The following is a 21855-nucleotide window of genomic DNA, read 5'->3' as shown; positions in this document are numbered from 1 at the left end:
GGAGTGGGCGTTGGTTCAGCGGCCGCGGTTGGCGCGGACCTGGGCGATCAGCGCCGAGGCAATGCGCAGCTGGTCGTCGAAGCTGTTGCCGCGGACCAGATACTGGCCGTTGATGATCAGCGCCGGGGTACCGGGGATGCGGGTGCGCTGGGCGAATGCCCGCGCCGCGTCGACCTTCTTCTGCACGGCGTCGCCCCGCAGGGCCTGGGTGTAACGCTCGGGCGCCACGCCGTACGCCTTGTAGAAGGTGGCGAGCTCATCGGCCGAGACATTCTGCATCGGCAGGGTGCCCTGCTCGTGCAGAGCCTTGAACACGGCCGCATGGCTGCGCTTGGCGACGCCGACTTCTTCGGCGGCGTAATAGGCCAGCGCCCAGGCATCCCAGGCGCCCCCGAACGCCGCCGGCACCGGAGTGAAGCGCACATCCGCCGGCAGCTTGGCCGCCCAGGCTTCCAGCTGTGGTTCGAAACGCGCGCAGTGCGGGCAGGTGTAGCCGAACACCTCGACCACTTCGATCTTGCCGGCGAGCGGCTGGAACGGACCGGCCTGGGCGATGCGCTCGTAGTCGCGACCTTCGACCAGCGGGGCTGCGGCAGGGGCGGCACTGGCGGCCATCGGCAGCAGCACCAGCAGGGACAACAGCAGGCGGGGAATCAACCTCATCGACACGCATCTCCGTTGAAAAAGCAACGCCGGCGCAGTCGCCGGCGTGAAGGAAACATACCGCAGGCGCGGGCCGCGGTGGCGGCCCGGGCCGACCAGTGGCGGTCAGGGGGCGGCGGCCGGTCGTGCCGGCGTGGCTTCGGTGACCACGTCGTCGGCCCGGTTGTGCAGGCCCTGCAGGTAGCTGGACAGCGCCTGCACTTCCTGTTCGGTCAGCTTCTGTGCCACCGCGGCCATGATCTGGAAGTGCGCCTTGTCGGTTTCGTTGGTCTGCCCGGCCTGGTACTCCTGCAGGCGGCGCGCGACATAGCTGGCGTGCTGGCCACCGATATGCGGGTAGGCCGGGCCCGGGTTGCCGGCGCCGCTGGGGCCGTGACAGGCCATGCAGGCCGGCAGCCCGCGCGACGCGTCGCCGCCGCGGTACAGCTGCTGGCCGATCTGGTAGAACTTCATGCCCTTGTAGGGGCCTTCGGTCACCTCGGTGTCGTCGGCGATGCCGGCGGTGGCCTTCTGCGTGGCGAAGAACGCGCCGATGTCGCGCATGTCCTGCGGGGTGAGGTTCTGCACGAACGGCACCATCGCCACTGCCGCACCGGAGCTGCGCTGGCCGTTGGCGATCAGGGCCATCTGCTGGGCGACATAGCGCTCGCTCTGGCCGGCGATGGACGGGTACATCTCGACCGTGGAATTGCCGTCGGCACCATGGCAGGCCGCGCAGGCCGCAGCCTTGCCCTGGCCAGCCTTGGCATCGCCCCAGGTCGTCTTGCTGAAATCCACCTCCAGCGAGGCGGTGTTGATCGGCCCGTTGTCGGGCAGCGGGGTCAACGTGGTCTGCGCGAACGCAGCGGCGGCAACCACGACAGCAGTGGCAAGGGCGGATACGGCAAGAACGCGAGCGTGGCGCATGCTAAAGCTCCGTATGGACCGGGCCGGGCGGTGGCCGCCGGCATCGCCCGGATTATCAACGGCGTTTCCACGCACGGTCAACGAAGCAGTGCAGCAAAATCCCCGCTGGGGCCGTCGGCACGGGCGCGCGGCGCCGCAACATGCGATCCTATGCGCATGTCATTGCTCCTTGAACGCGCCCGTTACCACCTCTCGGCCCACAACGCGCGGCAGCTGCCGCCCGACGAAGGGGCCGAAGTGGCCTTCGCCGGCCGCTCCAACGCCGGCAAGTCCAGCGCCCTCAATGCGTTGACCCGGCAGAATGCCCTGGCCCGCGTTTCCAAGACCCCCGGCCGCACGCAGCAGCTGGTGTTCTTCCAGATCACCCCGGAAGCAAGCCTGGTCGACCTTCCCGGCTACGGCTACGCCAAGGTGCCGCTGGAGCTGCAGGCGCACTGGCAGGCCTTCATCGACAGGTACTTCCGTACCCGGGAGGCACTGAAGGGGCTGGTGGTGGTGATGGACATCCGCCACCCGCTGAAGGACTACGACCGCCAGATGCTGTCTTACGCCGTACAGCGCGGCCTGCCGGCGCATGCGCTGCTGACCAAGGCCGACAAGCTGGGCCGCGGCCAGCAGATGCAGACGCTGCAGAAGGTGCGCAAGGAACTGCAGTCGGCCTACGGCGACAGCGTCAGCGTGCAGGTGTTTTCCGGTGAGGACCGCACCGGCGTGGACGAAGCCCGTGCCGTGATCGGTGGCTGGCTGGGCCTGGAATAACCTCTTGCCCGCCGGGCATGGCCCGGCGCTGCCGGATCGGTGGGTGCCGACCTTGGTCGGCACACCCTCACAATGGCGAATACTCCGCCGGCACCCAGGCATAGGCCTGGCCGTCCCTGCGCACGTGGCCCAGGCCCGGGAAAGGCAGATGCGCACCCGCCACCCACCACGCCCCGGCGGTGGCCTGCTGCAACAGACTGCGGCGGCTGGCCGTGGCCGCCTTGCGGTCCGAATCGGCCTCGAACGCGGCTTCCGGGTGGGCGAACTGCACCGCGTGGAAGTGCAGCACGTCGCCCCACACCAGCAGTGACTGGCCCTGGCTGTCGAACCGGTAAGAGACGTGGCCGGGGGTGTGGCCATGGGTATCCATCGCCAGGGCACCGCCGGGGAGGGCATCGCCAGGCTGGAAGGTACGCAGGTGGCCGCTGGCCTGATAAGGCGCCACGGCGGTTCGGGCGAGCGGGAAGGCAAAGCGCACGCCCTCCGGTGCGGTGGTTTCGCTGGCCGGGTTGAGCCAGTAGTCCGCGTCGGCCCTGGACAGCCACACCGTCGCGTTCGGATAGGCCGGCTTGCCCTGCGCGTCGAGCACGCCGCACAGATGGTCGGGGTGGGCGTGGGTCAGCAGGATGTCGTCCACCTCGGCCGGATCCACGCCTGCGGCACGCAGGTTGCCCAGTACCTGGCCCAGGCCGGGACCGAAGCACTGTGCGGTGCCCGTGTCGACCAGGGTGAGGTGATTGCCCTGGCGGATCAGGTAAGCATTGACCGCGGTCTGCAGGCCCTTGCTGTCTTCGGGGACATAGCGGCCTTCCAGCAGGCGGGTGACCAGCGTCGGCGGCACGTCGACCACTTCCTGCCGGCCGAGTGCGACCACACCATCGAACAGGGCGGTGACCTGCAGGGTGCCGATGCGGTGGTGATAGACGCCGGGCATCTGCCGGGTGGGTGCGGGTGAGGTGGCTTCGGCGAGTGCGGTCAGCGGCAGCGCAGCCAGGGCCAGCAGCAGGGCGCCGCGCAGCGGCAGGTGATGCAGGGTCATGAGGGTTCTCGATGGAGGAAGGGCGGTTCCGTTGCGGCTAGCGTGCCGTGGCCGGCGTGCGCGCGGCGCTCAAACCGCTGCGCGGAATGCTCAGGGAAGGGAGTGTGCTGGCAGGGCTGCGCCCCGCACCCGCAGAGGCAACGGCCGAAGCAACAGCGGGCTATCCGTGGATGGCGGGGTGGGTCCGGCTGCGGGGGACGCCGTAAATACGTCCCTGTAGGCTCGGTCGCGCCATCCATGGCGCTCACGCCCCCGCAACCGGACCCACCCCGCCTTCGACAGTTTTCCACGATCTGTCGGAAATGCTCTTGGGGTCAGATCCGTTTTCCGCGGGAAAACGGATCTGACCCCGGAACTTCATTCGATCAGCCGCCGGAATCTGTCGAAGGCGGCGCAGAGTGCCTCGCTTTCCCACGGAATGCCCGCTGTTGCTGTTGCTTCGGCCGTTGCCTCTGCGCGTGCAGGGCGCAGCCCTGCCTGACCCCCTCAGATGTCTGTAGGAGCCAGTCCGTACTGCTCGGCGAAGCGCTTGCTGAAACTGGCCGCGGAACGGTAGCCCGCGCGTGCGGCCACGGTCTTCAGCGGCAGGTCGGTGGTGTACAGCAACTGCATGGCGTGGGCCAGTCGTGCCTCGGTCAGCAGCTGGCGCAGGCTGGTGCGCTCGGCCGCAAGCCGACGACGCAGGGTGGCGCCGCTCAGTGCGAACTGCTCCTCCAGATCACGCGATTGCCAGTCGCGCGCAGGTTCAGCGGCGACGCGATCCCGTATCTGCTCACCCAGCGTCGGTGCAGTGGGCAGCAACAGGTTGCCGTGGCCCTGCCGGCACAGGGTGAGCACCATCGAGGCCAGGGCCAGCCGGGCGTCGCTGTAATGGCCATCCTGCAGCGATTGCCGCCAGCGGCGCAGCACGGCGCCATGTTCGGCCAGCGACAACCGCGCCATCGACGGACCGGCGCTGGGCAGTTCCTCGTTCCACAGTGTCCGCGCCGCGGCCAGCACTTCCGCACACAGCGGCACGATGGCGCTGAGGTAACGGCCGCTGCGCGGGTCTGGACGGTTGACCACGTCGATGCGGCAACGCTGGGTCAGCAGCAGTATGTCGCCGGGCGCGAACTCCAGCGTCTGGTGTGCGGTACGTACCTGCTTGCGTCCTTCCAGCAGGATCGCGAACTGCGGTTGCGGGATCTCCACCGAGCTGGCGCCATGTTCGCGCCGCGCGGTGATGCAGGCATAACCCTCGGCGCGATCACAACCGGCCAGCGAAGACATCTCGGCCAGCAGCGCCGTTGCGGCGGGCAGCATCGTGGTCATGTCACGTGGGCTCCCAGCAGCCGGCCGACGCCGGCGGCTGCAGCCATTGCCAGTGCGCCCCAGAACATGACGCGCAGGGCGCCGCGCAGGGCAGGCGCACCTCCGGCGCGGGCCGCCATCGCGCCGGTCACACACAGGCCCAGCAGGGTGCTGGCGGTGGTCACCCCTGCCACGGAGTCGGCCGGTGCCAGCAGTGCGGTCAGCACCGGCAGGGCCGCCCCACAGGTGAAGGCTGCGGCCGAGGCCAGTGCGGCCTGCAGCGGCCGGGCGCGCAGGGTATCGGTGATGCCCAGTTCGTCGCGAGCGTGCGCACCGAGGGCATCGTGGGCAGTGAGCTGTTCGGCCACCTGCCGCGCCAGCGCCGGGGCCAGGCCGCGATGGCGGTAGATGGCGGCCAGCTCTTCCAGCTCGCTGTGCGGATCGTCCTGCAGTTCGCGCTTCTCCATCGCCAGGTCGGCGCCTTCGGTGTCGGCCTGGGTCTGCACCGAGACGTACTCGCCGGCGGCCATCGACATCGCCCCTGCGACCGTGCCCGCCAGGCCGGTGGCCAGCAGGGTGCTGGCCGATGCGCCACTGGCGGCAACGCCGACCACCAGCCCTGCCACTGAAACGATGCCGTCGTTGGCGCCGAGCACGGCGGCGCGCAGCCAGCCGACGCGGTCGGCCCTGTGTCGTTCCGGATGGCGCGAATGACGGGTCATGCCTTGCAGTGTACGAGGGTCAAGAGGTCGTCGGTAGGATGCTGAAACCCGTCTCCGTCGCATGCTGCGACGGGGCGCCACGCTATAGTGCGCCCTTGCGATGGAAGGCTCCCAGCCCCACATCCCCCGTCACCGTACAGCGAGTCTTCCCCTTGTCGAGCCCCAGCCACGTCGCCGATACGCCCATTACCGACCGCTCGCAGCTGGTGGAGGTGATCGCCTCCGGCGAAAAGCCCCGCGCGCAGTGGCGCATCGGCACCGAGCACGAGAAGTTCGGCTTCCGCCTGGACGACCTGCGACCGCCGGCCTTTGAAGGCGAGCGTGGCATCGAGGCCCTGCTCAACGGCCTGGTCCGTTTCGGCTGGGAACCCGTGCAGGAAAACGGCAACACCATCGCCCTGCTGCGCGATGGCGCGTCGGTGACGCTGGAACCGGCCGGCCAGCTGGAACTGTCCGGCGCGGCGCTGGAGACCATCCACCAGACCTGCGTGGAGACCGGTACCCATCTGAACGAAGTGGCGCAGGTGGCCGGCGAGCTCCAGTTGGGCTTCCTGGGCATGGGCTTCCAGCCGAAGTGGGCGCGCGATGAGATGCCGTGGATGCCGAAGGGCCGCTACAGGATCATGCGCGCGTACATGCCCAAGGTCGGTTCGCTCGGCCTGGACATGATGACCCGTACCTGCACGGTGCAGGTCAACCTGGACTACGCCAGCGAAGCGGACATGGTGAAAAAGTTCCGCGTTTCGCTGGCACTGCAGCCGATCGCCACCGCGCTGTTCGCCGACTCGCCGTTCACCGAAGGCAAGCCGAACGGCTACCTGAGCTATCGATCGCACATCTGGACCGACACCGACGCCGACCGCACCGGCATGCTCGACTTCGTGTTCGAGGATGGCTTCGGCTATGAGCGTTACGTCGATTACCTGCTGGACGTGCCGATGTACTTCTCCTACCGCGATGGCATCTACCACGATGCCAGCGGGCAGAGCTTCCGCGATTTCATGCAGGGCCGGTTGCCGGTGCTGCCGGGCGAGTTGCCGACCCTGCGCGACTGGTCTGACCACACGACCACGGCGTTCCCGGAAGTGCGCCTGAAGAAGTATCTGGAAATGCGGGGCGCCGATGGCGGCCCGTGGAGCCGCCTGTGCGCCCTGCCGGCGTTCTGGGTCGGCCTGCTGTACGACGACACCGCGCTGGATGCCGCCTGGGATCTGGTGCGTGACTTCACCCTGGCCGAGCGCCATGTCCTGCGCGACGGCGTGCCGAAGCATGCGATGAACCTGCCGTTCCGCGATGGCACCGTGCGCGATCTGGCGCGCGAGGCGGTGAAGATTTCCGTTGAGGGCCTGAAGCGGCGCGCCGCGCGCAATGCCGATGGCCAGGACGAGAGCAAGTTCCTGGATGTGCTGCAGGAGATCGTCGAATCCGGCCTGACACCGGCCGAGCGCAAGCTGGCGCTGTTCCATGGTCGCTGGCACGGCAACGTGGACCCGGTGTTCCGGGAATTCGCGTACTGAATGCGGCCGCCGGGCATGGCCCGGCGCTACCCACAATGGCTCCGGTAGCGCCGGGCCATGCCCGGCGGGTGTTGCGCGCAGAAAAAACCCCGGCCTCCACGCCGGGGTTTTTCATTCCATCAGCCGGGCCGTCAGGCCTTGAGGCTGGCCATGTCGATCACGAAGCGATAGCGCACATCGTTCTTCGCCATGCGCTCCCACGCGTGGTTGACATCCTTGATGTCGATCACCTCAACATCGCTGACGATGTTGTGCTCGGCGCAGAAATCCATCATTTCCTGGGTCTCGGCCATGCCGCCGATGGCCGAGCCGGTGACGTGCTTGCGGCCGAAGATCACGCTGGCACCCATCAGGGGCGGGTCCAGCTCGGTGATGACGCCGACCAGGCACATGGTGGCATCGCGCTTGAGCAGGCTCATGTACGGGTTGGTGTCATGGCTGACCGGCACGGTGTTGAGCAGGAAGTCGAAGCTGTTGGCGTGCGCCTTCATCTGCGCCGGATCGCGCGAGACCAGCACCTCGTCCGCGCCCAGGCGCTTGGCGTCGGCGCCCTTTTCCGGGGTGGTGGTGATCATCACTACGGTGGCGCCCATCGCCTTGGCAAACTTCACGCCCATGTGGCCCAGACCGCCCAGGCCGATCACACCCACCTTCTGGCCGGGGCCGACCTTCCAGTGGCGCAGCGGCGAGTAGGTGGTGATGCCGGCGCACAGCAGCGGCGCGGCGGCCTTCAGGTCCAGCGTCTCGGAGACCTTCACCACGAAGCGCTGCTCGACCACGATGTGGTCGGAGTAGCCGCCCATCGTCAGCTCACCGGTATTGCGGTCGCGGCTGTTGTAGGTATAGGTCGGGCCCTTTTCGCAGTACTGCTCAAGGTCGTGGTCGCAGGCATCGCAATGGCGACAGGAATCCACCATGCAGCCGACGCCGGCGATATCGCCGACGCTGAGGCGGGTGACGGCCGGACCGACTTCGACCACGCGGCCGATGATTTCGTGGCCGGGAACCATCGGGTACTCCGCGCCGCCCCAGTCGTCGCGGGCCTGGTGCAGGTCGGAGTGGCAGATGCCGCTGTACAGCACTTCGATGCGGACATCGTTGGCGCCGACGGCGCGGCGTTCGAAGGTGAAGGGCTCGAGCGGAGCGGTATTGGTACGCACCGCATAACCATGGGCGAGGGACATGGGGAATCCTTGGCGGGGTTTGTGGAAAGGCGTTTTACAATACGCCCCTCATACCCGCCCACAAAGCGTGGATATCGGCATGATTCATCAAGGCAGACTGCACAATCATGGCCACTGACAATCTCACCCACCTGGCCGCCTTCGCGGCGGTGGCCCGCCACCGCAGCTTCCGCCGGGCCGGCGCCGAACTGGCCCTGTCGACCTCGGCGGTGAGCTATGCGATCCGGGCACTGGAAGAGCGGTTGGGGGTGGGCCTGTTCCATCGCACTACCCGCAGCGTGGCCCTGACCGAGGCCGGGCAGCGCCTGCTGGACCGGTTGCAGCCAGCGCTGGGCCAGGTGCACGAGGCGCTGGAGGAAATGAACCAGTTCAGGGACAGCCCGACGGGCCTGCTGCGCATCAACGCGGCCCGCGCGGCAGTGCCGACCCAGCTCGGCCCACGCCTGACCCGCTTCCTGCGCGCGCACCCCGATGTGCGCCTGGAGCTGACCGAGAACGATGGGCTGGTGGACATCGTTGCCGAAGGCTTCGATGCCGGCGTGCGGCTGCATGAGTTCGTGCCCGAGGACATGGTGGCCGTGCCGCTGGGCCCGGCCCTGCACGGCATGATCGTGGCCTCGCCCGAGTATCTGCGCCAGCACCCGGCGCCGCAGCATCCCCGCGACCTGCTGCAGCACGAATGCATCCGCTTCCGCTTCGCCAGCGGTCACCTGTACAAGTGGCAGTTCGACCGCGATGGGCAGTCGCTGGAAATCGACGTACGTGGGCGACTGACGCTGAGCGAGCAGACCACCATCATGCGCGCGGTGCTGGATGGCTTCGGCCTGGCCTATGTGCTCGAGGATGCCGCGCGCCCACACATCGAAGCCGGGCGGATGGTGGCGGTACTGCAGGACTGGAGCGAACCGTTTCCCGGCTTCGTGCTGTATTACCCCAGGCAACGGCAGATGGCGTCGGCCTTGCGCGCATTCGTGGACATGCTGCGCGAATAGATCCATGCCTGCGCGGACGCTGCCTGTCGAGGTAAAGTGCGCGCCGATCCAATCACAGGGACGTTCATGCATACGCTTGCCGAGATCGAACTGGCCACCGGCCAGACCTTTCCTGCTCTCTACCACCGGCTCGATACGGAAGACCGGCTGAGCTGGGGGGCGACCCATCCGCAATGGGCGCAGGTGTGCCTTTCGGAGCTGCAACCGGTACCGCCGATTCTGCTGTATGCGCAGGATTACGAGCCGCTTGAGCGTGGCGAACTGCTCGAGGCCTGGCAGGAGCTGACTGCAGAGGATCACTACAACCCATTGCGCCAGGATCTGCAGCTGCTGCCGTTCGCCCGCACGGGGGCCGGTGACAGCTACTGCTTCTGGACCAATGCGCCGGGCTGCGACGAGCCGCCGGTGCTGCTGGTGTGGCACGACGATGATCGCGCTGACGTACTGGCCCGCAACCTTCAGGATTTCCTGTTCCGCAAGATGGTGGAGGCAGTGGCGGACTACGAGGCCCCCTACACGCTGTTGTCGCACGGTGACCTGGCCGACAATCTCCAGCGCTGGCTGGGCTCGCATCGCGCGTGGCTGCGGGACGACCAGGCCACTGCGCTGGAGGCCCTGTTTGCACGCAGCGCAGAGATCGAGCAGGGAGAGATCGATGAGGATCAGGCGCAGGCGCTGGTGCAGCAGCTGATCGGATTCGAGCGGCTGGACGAATCATTCGCCTACGTGCGCTGATGCTGGCGGCGGGCGCGGTGCATTCCGCCGATCAATCCAGCAAGGCGTCGTAGCCGGGGCCGGTGAACTGGATCAGGCAGAAGCCGTGCCCGAACGGATCCGCCAGTACTGCGATGCGCCCCCATGAACGCTCGCGTGGCGCCTGCTCGAGCGCCGCGCCTGCCGCCAACGCCTGGGCAAGGGCGGCGTCGAGGTCCTCCACGATCCAGTCGATGTGCAGCGCGGTCCAGTGACGTTCGTAATCCCGCACGTCACCGTCGACGGTAGCTGCGCTGCCCGCTTCGTTCTGCAGCAGATAGAGCGGTGTCGGGCCGCCCAGCAGTTCCAGCACCTCCGGGCCGAGACGGCGCCCGGCATGGAGGCCGAAGGCGCGTGTGTAGAACGCCTCGGCGGCCGCGAGGTCCGGAACGTCCAGATTGATGATGAAGGGGATCATGGCCCGGGCCCTGCGTTGTGCCAGGCACCATGCGCCGATGATTCCCGTCGATCAAGAGGGTGCGCGGTTTGAGGCAGCGTGTCGCGGAAAGGCGCCGGCGATCGTTCTAGACTCGAGCGATCGAACCTGCATGGGAGTGGCTCTGATGGGACTGCGCGAATGGGGGAGGGGGGCCGCACTGGCCGTGCTGCTCGCAGCCACTGGCGTCGGCATCGCGGATGCGCGTGACAGCCAGGCACCGGTGATGTCCGGCAATCCGATCCTGCCGGGCTGGTACGCGGACCCGGAGGCGGCCGTATTCGGCAGCACCTACTGGATCTTCCCCACGCGCTCGCGGCCCTATGCAGAACAGGTTGCCTTCGATGCCTTTTCGTCGCCCGACCTGGTGCACTGGCGCCGGCACGACAGCGTGCTGTCCATCGAGAACATTCCCTGGGCCAGGCAGGCGTTGTGGGCACCCTCGGTGGTGGCCAACGAAGGGCGCTACTACTTCTTCTTTTCCGCCAATGACATCCAGAACGACGGCGAGACCGGTGGCATCGGCGTGGCCGTGGCCGACCAGCCCGAAGGGCCTTACCGCGATCTGCTCGGCAAGCCACTGGTGGGCGCGTTCCACAATGGCGCGCAGCCGATCGACCAGTATGTGTTCAAGGATGACGATGGTGCCTGGTACATGATCTATGGCGGCTGGAAGCACGCCAACATCGTGCGCCTGAAGGCGGATTTCAGCGGCCTGCTGCCCTGGGACGACGGCACGCTGTTCAAGGAGATCACGCCGGCGCCGGAGTACGTGGAAGGTCCGCTGATGTTCAAGCGGGGCGGCCGCTACTACTTCATGTGGTCCGAAGGCGGCTGGGGCGAGCCGGACTACTCGGTGGCCTATGCGATCGCCGACGCGCCGACCGGGCCGTTCACACGCATCGGCCGGGTCCTGCAGCAGGACCCGGCCATCGCGACCAGCGCCGGGCACCACTCCCTGATCCACGCGCCCGGCGATGACACGTGGTACATCGTCTACCACCGCCGGCCGCTCGACCAGACCGACCGCAATGCCCGCGTCACCGCGATCGATCGCCTGTACTTCGACGCGCAGGGCCGCATCCTGCCGGTGAAGATGACGCACGAGGGCGTACCCGCGCACCGCCTGCGCTGAGGCGCAGGATGTACCTTTCCGCCACCTGTGTATACTATCCCCCAGTATAGTTCCTGGGTCACCCTGCCATGCCGCACTCTCCCGAAGAGAAGAAGAAGGTCCTGGCCCGCGTGCGCCGCATCCGCGGCCAGTGCGATGCACTGGACCGTGCGCTGGAAGCCGGCGCCGACTGCGGGCCCGTGCTGCAGCAGATCGCCGCCATCCGCGGGGCGGTCAACGGGCTGATGTCCGAGGTGATGGAAGCCCACCTGCGCGAAGAGTTCGGACAACCCGCAGCGTCCGATGAACAGCGCGCCGAGCGCGTGCGCGAGATGAGCGGGCTGATCCGCTCGTACCTGAAATAAGCAACGGCGCAGCATAGCGTCGTCCATCTGTTACTGCCTGTCTTTGGAGAATCCCACCATGAAATCCCGTGCCGCCGTCGCCTTTGCTCCCGGCCAGCCGCTGCAGATCGTCGAGATCGACGTCGCCCCGCCGAAGGCCGGCGAAGTGCTGGTCAAGATCACCCACACCGGCGTCTGCCACACCGATGCGTTCACCCTGTCAGGGGATGATCCGGAAGGTCTGTTCCCGGTGGTGCTGGGCCATGAAGGTGCCGGCATCGTGGTGGAAGTAGGCGAGGGCGTGACCAGCGTCAAGCCGGGTGACCACGTGATTCCGCTGTACACCGCCGAGTGCGGCGAATGCCTGTTCTGCAAGAGTGGCAAGACCAACCTGTGCGTGTCGGTACGCGCGACCCAGGGCAAGGGCGTGATGCCCGATGGCACCAGCCGCTTCAGCTACAACGGCGAGCCGATCTATCACTACATGGGCTGCTCGACGTTCAGCGAGTACACAGTGGTGGCCGAAGTCTCGCTGGCGAAGATCAATCCGCAGGCGAACCCGGAACATGTCTGCCTGCTCGGCTGCGGTGTCACTACCGGCATCGGTGCGGTGCACAACACGGCCAAGGTGCAGGAAGGCGACAGCGTGGCAGTGTTCGGCCTCGGCGGCATCGGCCTGGCCGTGATCCAGGGCGCGCGCCAGGCCAAGGCCGGCCGCATCATCGCGGTGGATACCAATCCGTCCAAGTTCGAGCTGGCGCGTGAGTTCGGTGCGACCGACTGCATCAATCCGAAGGACTTCGACAAGCCGATCCAGCAGGTCATTGTTGAAATGACCACCTGGGGCGTGGACCACAGCTTCGAGTGCATCGGCAACGTCAACGTGATGCGCGCGGCGCTGGAATGCGCGCACCGTGGCTGGGGCCAGAGCGTGGTGATCGGCGTGGCCGGCGCCGGCCAGGAAATCTCCACCCGTCCCTTCCAGCTGGTCACCGGCCGCAAGTGGATGGGCACGGCCTTCGGTGGCGTCAAGGGTCGCAGCCAGCTGCCGGGCATGGTGGAGGACGCGATGAAGGGCGACATCGAACTGGCGCCGTTCGTCACCCACACCATGGATCTGGACGGGATCAACGATGCCTTCGATCTGATGCACGAAGGCAAGTCGATCCGTTCGGTCGTGCACTACTGAGCCATCCCGGGTGGCAGGCCATCAGGGCTGCCACCCTTCTGGAGAGACACCATGGAACGCATCGAACATCGTGCCTGCTTCGGCGGTTGGCAGGACGTGTACCGTCATCCCTCGTCCACGCTGGGCTGCGACATGCAGTTCGCCGTTTACCTGCCGCCGCAGGCGGAAACGCAGGCGCTGCCGGTGCTGTACTGGCTGAGCGGACTGACCTGCACCGAACAGAACGTCATCACCAAGGCGGGCGCGCAGCGCTATGCGGCCGAACATGGCGTGATTATGGTCGCGCCCGACACCAGCCCGCGTGGCGACGATGTCGCCGACGCGGAGGGCTACGATCTGGGCAAGGGTGCCGGCTTCTACCTCAACGCCACCCGCGAGCCGTGGTCCAAGCACTACCGCATGCATGACTATGTGGCGCAGGAACTGCCGGCGCTGATCGAGGCGAACTTCGCGGTGACCGGGGCACGCGCGATCAGTGGTCACTCGATGGGAGGTCACGGTGCACTGGTGGTCGCGCTGCGCAATCCGGGGCGTTACCGCAGCGTGTCGGCATTTTCGCCGATTGTTGCCCCCAGCCAGGTGCCCTGGGGACAGAAGGCGTTCCAGGCCTATCTGGGCGACAACCGCGCCGACTGGGCCGCGTGGGATGCCTGCGAACTGATCGCTGCGGCCAGCGAACGCTTGCCGCTGCTGGTGGACCAGGGCGGGGCCGATGAGTTCCTGCAGAGCCAGCTGCAGCCGCAGCGCCTGCAGCAGGCCTGCGACGCCGTCGGCCATCCGCTGACCCTGCGCCTGCAGGATGGCTACGACCACAGCTATTACTTCATCGCCAGCTTCATCGGCGAGCACATCGCTCACCACGCCCGCGCGCTGCACGGCTGAATAGCCCGCGTGACAGCTGCGGTCCCGGGGACGCAACCGCGCATGCCCCGGCGCGACGGACCGCCTGCGTCGATGTAGCGCCGCGCCATGCCCGGCGCAGGGGCAGGGGAAGCAGGTGTGGCGTGGATCACGCCTCCATGGCGGCCTGTCGCGCTATCGTGCGTGCAGACAGGCTTGCGCAGTGGGGGATGCATGCCGGTAGTGCTGGCGCTGCTGTACGTGTTCGGCCATGGCCTGGTCGTGGCCCTGTGGCCGGGGCCGGCAGGCCTGGGTTCGTTCGTGTTCCTCACCGGCGCGCCGCTGCTGGCCGCCGCCGCATGCCTGTGGCGCGCGCGTGCGGATCGCGCCGCGCTGGGCTGGCGTGCCATCGCGCTGGCACTGCTGCTGTGGGCGGGGGGCATGGGCATCAACATGCTCGATGCACTCCGTGCCGACCGCCCCGACATCACCCCGGGCGCCAGCCTGCTGCTGTACGTGCTGTATGGCGTGCCGCTGGTGTTCATCCTGGCCCGCTCGCGGCGGGAGCGCTGGGCCATCAGCGTGATCGACGGAATCATGGCGGCCCTGCTGGGCGTGCTGTTCTTCGTGCATACCCAGTCATTTGCCGACCATGTCGGCATCGACGACCAGGCGCTGACCAACATGCAGCGCATGTTCGATATCCAGAACCTGTGCATCGCTGTCTTTGCCATCGTGCGCTGGGTGTCCTGTGATGTCCCGGAGCGACGCAGCGTGTTCCGCGCGCTGGCGCTGTACGCGCTGGCCTATCTGCTGGTGGCCTACTACATCAACCACTTCACCTCCGAACAGTCTTTCGGCGCCTACAACGATCTGCTGATCGACGTGCCGTTCCTGTTGCTCGCGCTGCTGGCACTGCGGCGGTCGCCAGCTACCGGATTCGTGCTGCAGCCGCGGCTGGCCCGGCTGGTGCAGGCCGGCGGCCCGATCATCCTGCCGCTGCTGCTGCTGGTGGTGGGCACCCTGGTGGTGGACCATGCCAGGCCCCTGGCATTGGCTGGATTCGTTCTGGCCACGTTGGGCTTCAGCCTGCGCAGTGCGCTTCTGCAGATCGATCTGCTGGAACGGCAGGCCGGGCTCGACCAGCTCGCGCGCCAGGATGGCCTGACCGGCGTAGCCAACCGCCGCCAGTTCGATGCCGAACTGCAGGCCGAATGGAACCGGGCGCGGCGGAGCGGCAGCGAACTGGCGCTGCTGCTGGTCGATATCGATCATTTCAAGGCGTTCAACGATGCCCATGGTCATCCCGCCGGCGACCGTTGCCTGCAGGCCGTGGCGGCGCTGCTGCAGCACAGCGCCGGGCGTGCGGGCGACAGCGTGGCGCGTTACGGCGGTGAGGAATTCGCGGTGATCGTGCCAGGCACGGCGTTGGACGGCGTACAGGCCTTGGCCGAGCGGCTGCGACGCGCGGTGGAAGCGCTGCAGCTGCCGGAAGGGCGGGTCAGCATCAGCATCGGCATCGCATTCCTGCATCCGCCGGCAACAGCCGATGCCGGGCAGCTGCTCGCCGATGCGGATGCGGCGTTGTATGTGGCCAAACGCGCGGGACGCAATCGTGTGGCGATGCAGGGCGCAACGCTGGCCGGTGCAGACCGCCGCTAGACCCCGCCCCGCGCATTCGCCAGGGCAACGCGGTTCCGCCGCTGGTGGCTGTCGCCCGCGGACGCGCCTTCGTCGGCGGTACCCGCACTCCGTCGCACCGCGCTGGCGATCACGCGGGAGCCGGTTCACCGTCACCCACCAGTGTGGAGAGGAGCAGACATGCACAGAACCCTGGTGTCGCTGGCCGCGTGGAGCGCGATGGCCTTCAGTGCGCAGGCGGTCGCGGCCACGGCGGCGTCGCCTTGCGCCGCTGCGAGCTATCGGATGGCCGATGGCAGTACGCTGGACATCGGCCCGGGTGCGGGCGATCAACTGCGGTGGCGCACGCCAGATGGTCGCAGCGGCGCACTGCAGCGCACCGCGGGCGATGCCTGGACCAGTACCCGCGGCTGGACCGGGCAGCCGGACGGGCACCGGATGGTGCTCACGGACTGTGGGAAGCGCGGCATCAGCGTCGATGGAATGAAGGGCGAGCGCATTCCGCTGCGGCAGATCGACACCCGTTTCAGCGGTGCCGGCGCAACGCTGCAGGGGCGGCTGACGCTGCCTCCGGGCGATGCGCCGGTTCCACTGGTGGTGCTGGTGCATGGTGCGGAGAACAGCTCCGCGCTGGAGCGCTACTCGCTGCAGCGCGAGTTCGCCAGTGCCGGCATCGCCGTGTTCGCGTACGACAAGCGGGGCACGGGACGCTCTGGCGGGCGGTACACGCAGAACTACCTGACCCTGGCCAATGATCTGATCCTGGCCACGCGCGAAGCACGCCGGTTGGCGGGGGCACGTGCGCAGCGGGTCGGCTACCAGGCCGGCAGCCAGGGTGGCTGGGTGGCGCCGCTGGCGGCACGCATCGAGCCTGTGGATTTCATCGTGATCAGCTTCGGCCTGGCGGTCTCGCCGCTGGAGGAAGACCGCGAGGCGATCGCTTTCGACATGCAGCGGGCCGGCCAGGACGCAGAAGCCACTGCGCAGGCGATGCAGATCGCCGATGCGGTGGCGACCATCGTCGAGAGCGGATTCACCGAGGGATTCGATGTACTGGCGGAGGTGAAGCAGCGTTACCAGCATGCGCCCTGGTTCCCTGCGGTACGCGGGAACATTACCGGGTATCTCTTGTCGACTCCGGAGGTGACTGCACGCGAGCAGGGGCCACGGTTGCTGGACGGGGTGCCGGCCCATTACGACCCTTTACCGGTGCTCACGCATCTGCAGGTGCCGCAGTTGTGGATCTTTGGCGGGCAGGACCGCGATGCACCGCCGGGAGAGACGCTCAGGCGTCTTGCGGTTCTGCAGGGCCAGGGACGGCCGATCTACACGGCCGTGTATGCAGACGCCGATCATGGCATGTACGAGTTCGAGCTGGATGCGGCCGGGGAACGTGTATCGACACGGCAGCCGGCCGGGTACTTCCAGCTGATGACGGACTTCATCCGTGGCGATGCGCTGCGGTCCGAATACGGCCAGGCCCGCCCCACGTCCGCGCGATGAGGGCTTCGACGGGCGAAGCCCAGCAGACGCCAGCGCGTTCGCCGCTCAACGCACGTCGCGCAGTTCCCAGTGATGGCCGGCCAGCAGACGCAGGCGCTGCTTGAACACATCGCTGTCGATGCGGGTGGTGGCCACCAGGTTGATGCGCAGGTCCTTCTGCTCACCGGTTACGGTGGCGTCCGGGTCGGTCACGCCCCACTGCGGCTCCACTGCATCCGGATCGGGTTGCTTGGCTTTCCAGCGCTCGAACAGCGCGCCGCTGCGCAGGGCGTCCTGCAGTTCTTCGGCAAAGCCGGCGGCGCCCTGCGAATGGAAGGACAGGTCGGGGTCGTTGCCGCGGGCCTTGGACGGGTCGGGAAGGCTGATGTGGTACTGCGCAGGCATGGTGATCTCCTTGAAGTGCGGCAAGGCTGGCATAGACGCGGTGCAATGCTTGTGTACATCCGGCGCACCTGCATGCAGGCGTCGCCCGCCCTCATTCGAACCGATGCGGTCCATCGGCAAAGCCCACGGTAACGGCGCCCTTGCCGACGTTGACCATGCCGGTCAGGCTCATCACCGATTCGTACACGGTGACGCCGTGGGTGGCGCAGACGTCCGTCAGCTGCGCATAGCCGGGCAGGGCGCGCAGCTCCTCCAGCTCACCGCCATAGCTGACGCAGACTGTCGGTGTCATCAGTCCACTGCGCACGCGCTGGCCGACCACAGCGAAGAGCTTCTGCACGGCATTGTCGAAGCCCTTGATCTTGGCCACCGGGCCGGTCTCACCGCGGTAGCCGTGCAGCACCGGCTTGATGTCCAGTGCGCTGCCCAGCGCGGCACTGAGCAGGCCGACACTGCGGTCGCCCTTGTGCCGCGCGCGGGCCCGCATGTAATACAGGTCACGGGTGACCATGTAGCCATGCACGTTGCCGGCCAGTTCCTCCAGCCGCTCGCGGATCTGCTGCACGCTGGCGTTGCTGTCGCGCAGGCGAACCGCCTCCACCGCCGTCACCGCCTGCGCGGCGAACAGGTTCTGGGTGTCGAGCACGCGCAGTGCGAAGGGCGAGTTGTAGCCCGCGGCCTGCCGCACCGGCTTGTAGTCGTTGAGGATGGCGAAGCTGGCCTGCAGGGCGTTGTCGTGGATCGGGCTGCGGGTCTTGGTGATGGTCATGCAGAAGACGTGGTCGTAGTCGATCACCAACTGCTGCAGGAACAGGTCACGGATCTGGTTGACGCTGAAGGGGATGGTCTCCGCCTCGGCACCATGTTCGGCCACGTGTGCGTGCAGGAAGCTGAGCGTGGCCTGTTCGTCGCGGTGGTCGGCGAGTACGGCTTCGCCGATCCGTACGGTGATCGGGAGCAGCACGATGTTGTGTTCGGCAATGAACGCCTGCGGCAGGTCGCAGGCCGAGTCGACGACGATTCCGATGCGCATCCGCGGCTCCCCCTCCAGGGCGGTTGTTGGTTCGGAAGTGTGAAAAATATCTCAAAACGGGAGCCCGCGCGCGAGGGAAGCGCAGGCGCCCTGTTCAGCGTCTGCGCTGTACCGCGATCGGCAGGGCCTCCACCCGCTGCCATTCCGGCTGCTTCAGCAGGTCCGGATCGGCCAGCACAGCGGCCATCAGCGGGTGCGCGTCATTGCCCCAGAACAGCTCGTCGCCGATGGCCAAGGTCGGTACGCCGAACACGCCGGCCGCGAGCGCAGCCTCGGTGTTGCGCCGCAGCTGCTCCTTGACCTCTGCGGTTGCCGTGGCGGCCGCCACATCCGCGATGCCCAGCCGCGCGCCGGGTTCGCGCAGCGCCTCGGCGCTGTCGGCGGCGTTGCCCTCGCGCCAGATCCAGTCGAACAGCACGTCCACGGCCTGCGCGCCGCCGCCTGCGGCCAGGCACAGCCGCAGAGCGGCCAGCGGGTTGAACGGGTGGGCAGGCGGGAAGCGCAGCGTCACGCCTTCCGCCTGCGCGTTCCAGAGCAACTGGCGGTAGATGAAGCGCCGCTTGGCCGGGATCTCGGCCGGGCCGAGATTGCCAAGCTGCTGCAGCACCGCCCCGAAGGCGATCGGCACCGGCTGTACCTGTGCGAACTGGGGCAGTTGCTTGACCTTCTGCCAATGCAGGTAGGAGTAGGGCGAGACGAAATCGAAGTACCAGTGCAGCGGGGCCATGGGGCTTTCCTCGTCGGTCAGGGCTGCGCGTTGCGCTGCAGATAGCGGTCGCGCAGGTCGGTCTGGCGCGAGCGCATCGGCATCGGCCGCCCGCCCATCCAGACCTGTTCGGCATAGTGCGCCACATCCAGCGGGTCGCCTTCCCACAGCACCAGGTCGGCGCGCTTGCCGGGCTCGATGCTGCCGATCTGGTCGGCCACCCCGAACGCCTGTGCGGGAACCCGGGTCAGGCCTGCCAGCCCGTCGGCCCAGGGCAGGCCATGGGCTACCGCATTGCCTGCGAGCTGGCGGATCTTGCGTGCGTTGTGCGAGGCATCGCCACGTTGCACGAAGCTGACGGGCACGCCCGCACGCTGCAGTCGTGCCGCGTTTTCCAGGGTGGCGCCGATCTGGTCGAAGCTGGCCGGCAGGTTGGCCAGCACGTCGACGAACACCGGCACGCCGGCCGCAGCCAGCTCCGGCGCCAGCTGCCAGGCTTCGCTGGCTCCAGACAGGGCGATCTTCACCTTTTCGCGTGCAGCCCAGCGCAGCAGCTGGCGGATATCGGCAGCGCGATCGATTTCAACCACGATGCGGCCCTGGCCGGCCAGATAGCGCGACAGTGTGCGGCGACCGGCCGGTGTCAGCACGGCGTGCGGAGAATCGGCGGCGACCTGGCCGCGCGCTTCATCCACCATCTGCTGCAGCAGCATCCACTGTGCTGCACGCGAATGACCGGTCAGTTCCGACGCTGCGGCGCCCAGCCGCAGGAACAGCGCACGTGGACCCAGCGGGTCGGCGCTGCCATCGAGCCGCATCACCCCACCCTGGCCCGCCACGAAGCCACCGCCGGTGACGGCGCCCAGCGCGGTGAAGCCGATGCCCTCCAGTCGCGCCACCGGAATGAGCACCGACGCGGGGTTGTAGGCCAGGGTCACGTCGAACTCCGGGCGCAGCGGTTGCTCGCCGATCTTCAGGCTGCTGTCGACCGTACTCGCTTCTCCCGAGACTTCCTCGATGCCGATCTCGGCGATGCCACCGAACAGCGCGGGCGTGAGCGGGCGGCCATCGGCTTCAACCACGGTCGTGCCGGCCGGTGCGGCCAGGCCCGTACCCACGGCACGGATGATGCCGCCCTGCACCAGCACATCGGCGTGCTGCAGGCTGCCGCGTGCGCTGGCGGTGTGAACCGTTGCGCCGCGCACCAGCAGATCCTGTGCCGATGCCGCGCCGGTGATGCCTGCCAGCACCATGATCGCAGCGCCGAGCCATGCCCGGTTGCGGCTGGAAGACCTTGCGATCTGCATGGAACCGGCCATCAGTGCACCTCCTGCCCGAGCTGGAAGTCCGACTGCGGCGTTGCCGGCAACGCACTGCGGTCGTACAGGCGGCGGCCATCGACATAGACCTGCTCGGCCAATGCGTAGGAGCTGAAGGGATTGCCGTTCCACACCACCACGTCGGCCATCTTGCCGGGCTCCAGCGTGCCGGTCTGGCGCTCGATGCCCAGCGCCTTGGCGGCATTGGCGGTCATCCAGGTGATCGCATGTTCAGGAGTGATCGGGGCCATGCGTGCGCGGCGCGCGGCGGCCATGACCTTTGCGGCCTCCTGGTTCAGGCGCTGGATGCCTTCGGGCGAATCGGAATGGACGATGGCGCAGCTGTTCTTCGCCCGGTCCACCAGCGCGATGTTCTCGGGGATGCCATCGAAGGCTTCCATCTTGAAGCCCCACCAGTCGGCCCACAGTGCACCGCAGACGCCGTCCCCCGCCAGCCGGTCGGCCAGCTTGTAGGCCTCCACGCCATGGTGGAACGCTGCCACCTTGAAACCGAATTCCTTGGCCAGGTCGAGCATGGTGGCCATTTCGTCGGCACGGTAGCAGTGGATGTGCACGCGGATGTCGCCCTGGATCGCGCCGGCCAGGGTGTCCAGCTTGAGATCGCGCTTGCCACCGGCATCGCCCGCGCTGTCACCTTTGTCGCTGCCGAACCAGCGCTTGCGCTTGGCTGCCTTGGGCGTGTTCTTGGTGATGTAGTCGGCGGCATCGATGAAGGCTGCGCGGTAGCCGGCGACGTTGCCCATCCGGGTAGCAGGCGTCACACCCTTGCCTTCGCCATAGACGCGTTTGGGGTTCTCGCCGCAGGCCATCTTCAGGCCCCACGGCGCGCCGGGAAACTTCATCGCCTGGTAGGTGATGGCCGGAACATTCTTCAGGGTCACGCCGCGGCCACCGACCAGGTTGGCCGAGCCGGGCAGCACCTGCATGCTGGTCACGCCGCCGGCCAGGGCGGCAGCGAAGCCGGGATCCTGCGGCCACACCGAGTGCTCCGCCCAGACATTGGCCGTGACCGGTGCGGTCATCTCGTTGCCATCGCTGTGCGCGCCGACCCCCGGGCTTGGATATACACCCAGGTGCGAGTGCACGTCGATCAGCCCGGGGGTGACCCACTTGCCCTGCGCGTCGATGCGGGTGACATCGGCCTCGGCCTGCAGCTGCTGGCCGACAGCAACGATGCGGCCCTCACGCAGCAGCACGTCGGCATTGTCCAGGCGCTGGCCGGTGCCGGTCAGCACCGTTGCGTTGTGGATCAGCACCGGCGCGTCGGGCTGCGCCCGATAGGTGCTGGGGTAAGGATCGGCCATGAAGCGCGAGGCGCCCAGTGCTGGCGCGGCGGCCAGCGTAACCAGCGCCAGCCCCAGCCCGGCGCGCAACAACGTCGACGTCATGCAGATCCCCTCGGCTACGTAAGCAACCGCTGACGCTAGCCGGGCAGCGGTGGGCTTGCCAAGTGACCTTCTTCACAGGGTGCGACCGCGTGCCTCGACGGCGTCGCCCCAC

22 protein-coding genes are annotated in these 21855 nt (G+C 67.7%); 10 read left to right on the top strand and 12 right to left on the bottom strand.

Features of this window, described 5'->3' with window-relative positions:
• Positions 1–15: 15 nt before the first annotated feature.
• Positions 16–663, bottom strand: coding sequence for a thiol:disulfide interchange protein DsbA/DsbL (locus tag N8888_RS15810; protein ID WP_053519865.1), 648 nt, complete (start codon positions 661–663; stop codon positions 16–18).
• A 105-nt stretch (positions 664–768) separates the two neighbouring features.
• Positions 769–1569, bottom strand: coding sequence for a c-type cytochrome (locus tag N8888_RS15805; RefSeq protein ID WP_263175734.1), 801 nt, complete (start codon positions 1567–1569; stop codon positions 769–771).
• 156 nt (positions 1570–1725) lie between these two features.
• Between N8888_RS15805 and yihA the strand changes: the two genes are divergently transcribed.
• On the top strand, positions 1726–2328 hold the full coding sequence (gene yihA / locus N8888_RS15800; RefSeq protein ID WP_053519877.1) for a ribosome biogenesis GTP-binding protein YihA/YsxC: 603 nt from the start codon (positions 1726–1728) through the stop codon (positions 2326–2328).
• A gap of 67 nt (positions 2329–2395) precedes the next feature.
• Here yihA and N8888_RS15795 read toward each other — a convergent pair whose 3' ends face one another.
• The 3 genes from N8888_RS15795 to N8888_RS15785 all read right to left on the bottom strand — a co-directional run bounded on the left by N8888_RS15795 (position 2396) and on the right by N8888_RS15785 (position 5379).
• Entirely contained in the window at positions 2396–3367 is a 972-nt protein-coding gene (locus N8888_RS15795; RefSeq protein ID WP_263175732.1) for an MBL fold metallo-hydrolase, read from the bottom strand.
• Positions 3368–3853: 486 nt separating this feature from the next.
• Complete coding sequence (locus N8888_RS15790; RefSeq protein ID WP_065181741.1) at positions 3854–4678, bottom strand: helix-turn-helix transcriptional regulator; 825 nt, start codon at positions 4676–4678, stop codon at positions 3854–3856.
• Positions 4675–5379 (bottom strand): VIT1/CCC1 transporter family protein, encoded by a 705-nt coding sequence (locus N8888_RS15785; protein ID WP_065175139.1) that lies wholly within the window; start codon positions 5377–5379, stop codon positions 4675–4677. The genes N8888_RS15790 and N8888_RS15785 overlap by 4 nt, the downstream gene beginning before the upstream one ends.
• A 152-nt stretch (positions 5380–5531) precedes the next feature.
• Between N8888_RS15785 and N8888_RS15780 the strand changes: the two genes are divergently transcribed.
• Entirely contained in the window at positions 5532–6896 is a 1365-nt protein-coding gene (locus N8888_RS15780; protein ID WP_065175138.1) for a glutamate--cysteine ligase, read from the top strand.
• Between the two features lie 131 nt (positions 6897–7027).
• Here the strand turns inward: N8888_RS15780 and N8888_RS15775 are convergent, their stop codons facing one another.
• On the bottom strand, positions 7028–8080 hold the full coding sequence (locus tag N8888_RS15775) for an NAD(P)-dependent alcohol dehydrogenase (protein ID WP_053517445.1): 1053 nt from the start codon (positions 8078–8080) through the stop codon (positions 7028–7030).
• 107 nt (positions 8081–8187) lie between these two features.
• Here N8888_RS15775 and N8888_RS15770 point away from each other — a divergent pair, with 107 nt between their 5' ends.
• Complete coding sequence (locus N8888_RS15770; protein ID WP_053517444.1) at positions 8188–9072, top strand: LysR family transcriptional regulator; 885 nt, start codon at positions 8188–8190, stop codon at positions 9070–9072.
• Between the two features lie 66 nt (positions 9073–9138).
• A complete protein-coding gene (locus N8888_RS15765; RefSeq protein ID WP_263175729.1) occupies positions 9139–9807 on the top strand; it encodes an SMI1/KNR4 family protein in 669 nt (222 codons plus the stop codon).
• A 31-nt stretch (positions 9808–9838) separates the two neighbouring features.
• Here the strand turns inward: N8888_RS15765 and N8888_RS15760 are convergent, their stop codons facing one another.
• A complete protein-coding gene (locus N8888_RS15760; protein WP_065181737.1) occupies positions 9839–10243 on the bottom strand; it encodes a VOC family protein in 405 nt (134 codons plus the stop codon).
• 130 nt (positions 10244–10373) lie between these two features.
• On the opposite strand from N8888_RS15760, the gene N8888_RS15755 reads away from it, so the two are divergent.
• The 6 genes from N8888_RS15755 (at position 10374) to N8888_RS15730 (ending at position 16892) form a co-directional block, all read left to right on the top strand.
• Positions 10374–11396, top strand: a complete 1023-nt coding sequence (locus N8888_RS15755) for a glycoside hydrolase family 43 protein (protein WP_262100456.1) — start codon at positions 10374–10376, stop codon at positions 11394–11396.
• Positions 11397–11464: 68 nt separating this feature from the next.
• Positions 11465–11740, top strand: coding sequence for a metal/formaldehyde-sensitive transcriptional repressor (locus N8888_RS15750; protein WP_053517440.1), 276 nt, complete (start codon positions 11465–11467; stop codon positions 11738–11740).
• Between the two features lie 58 nt (positions 11741–11798).
• On the top strand, positions 11799–12908 hold the full coding sequence (locus N8888_RS15745; protein ID WP_065175135.1) for an S-(hydroxymethyl)glutathione dehydrogenase/class III alcohol dehydrogenase: 1110 nt from the start codon (positions 11799–11801) through the stop codon (positions 12906–12908).
• Between the two features lie 51 nt (positions 12909–12959).
• Positions 12960–13790: an S-formylglutathione hydrolase gene (fghA, locus tag N8888_RS15740; protein ID WP_263175724.1), complete on the top strand. Its 831-nt coding sequence runs from the start codon at positions 12960–12962 to the stop codon at positions 13788–13790.
• A gap of 192 nt (positions 13791–13982) precedes the next feature.
• On the top strand, positions 13983–15410 hold the full coding sequence (locus N8888_RS15735) for a GGDEF domain-containing protein (RefSeq protein WP_263175722.1): 1428 nt from the start codon (positions 13983–13985) through the stop codon (positions 15408–15410).
• A gap of 159 nt (positions 15411–15569) precedes the next feature.
• Positions 15570–16892, top strand: a complete 1323-nt coding sequence (locus tag N8888_RS15730) for an alpha/beta hydrolase family protein (protein ID WP_081279736.1) — start codon at positions 15570–15572, stop codon at positions 16890–16892.
• 45 nt (positions 16893–16937) lie between these two features.
• Here the strand turns inward: N8888_RS15730 and N8888_RS15725 are convergent, their stop codons facing one another.
• The 5 genes from N8888_RS15725 to N8888_RS15705 form a co-directional block, all read right to left on the bottom strand.
• Complete coding sequence (locus N8888_RS15725; RefSeq protein ID WP_053443843.1) at positions 16938–17276, bottom strand: hypothetical protein; 339 nt, start codon at positions 17274–17276, stop codon at positions 16938–16940.
• Between the two features lie 91 nt (positions 17277–17367).
• Positions 17368–18309, bottom strand: a complete 942-nt coding sequence (locus N8888_RS15720; protein WP_053517434.1) for a DegV family protein — start codon at positions 18307–18309, stop codon at positions 17368–17370.
• 94 nt (positions 18310–18403) lie between these two features.
• Positions 18404–19036, bottom strand: coding sequence for a 2-hydroxychromene-2-carboxylate isomerase (locus N8888_RS15715; RefSeq protein WP_065181734.1), 633 nt, complete (start codon positions 19034–19036; stop codon positions 18404–18406).
• Positions 19037–19053: 17 nt separating this feature from the next.
• Entirely contained in the window at positions 19054–20322 is a 1269-nt protein-coding gene (locus tag N8888_RS15710; protein WP_429000948.1) for an amidohydrolase family protein, read from the bottom strand.
• Positions 20323–20333: 11 nt separating this feature from the next.
• Positions 20334–21743 (bottom strand): amidohydrolase, encoded by a 1410-nt coding sequence (locus tag N8888_RS15705; RefSeq protein WP_262219078.1) that lies wholly within the window; start codon positions 21741–21743, stop codon positions 20334–20336.
• Positions 21744–21855 lie beyond the last annotated feature (112 nt).

It is taken from the genome of Stenotrophomonas maltophilia (assembly GCF_025642255.1).
In the GTDB taxonomy this organism is placed as follows: domain Bacteria; phylum Pseudomonadota; class Gammaproteobacteria; order Xanthomonadales; family Xanthomonadaceae; genus Stenotrophomonas; species Stenotrophomonas maltophilia_P.
Note: the sequence above shows the minus strand (reverse complement) of the source record. Positions and strands in the feature narration are given on the sequence as shown.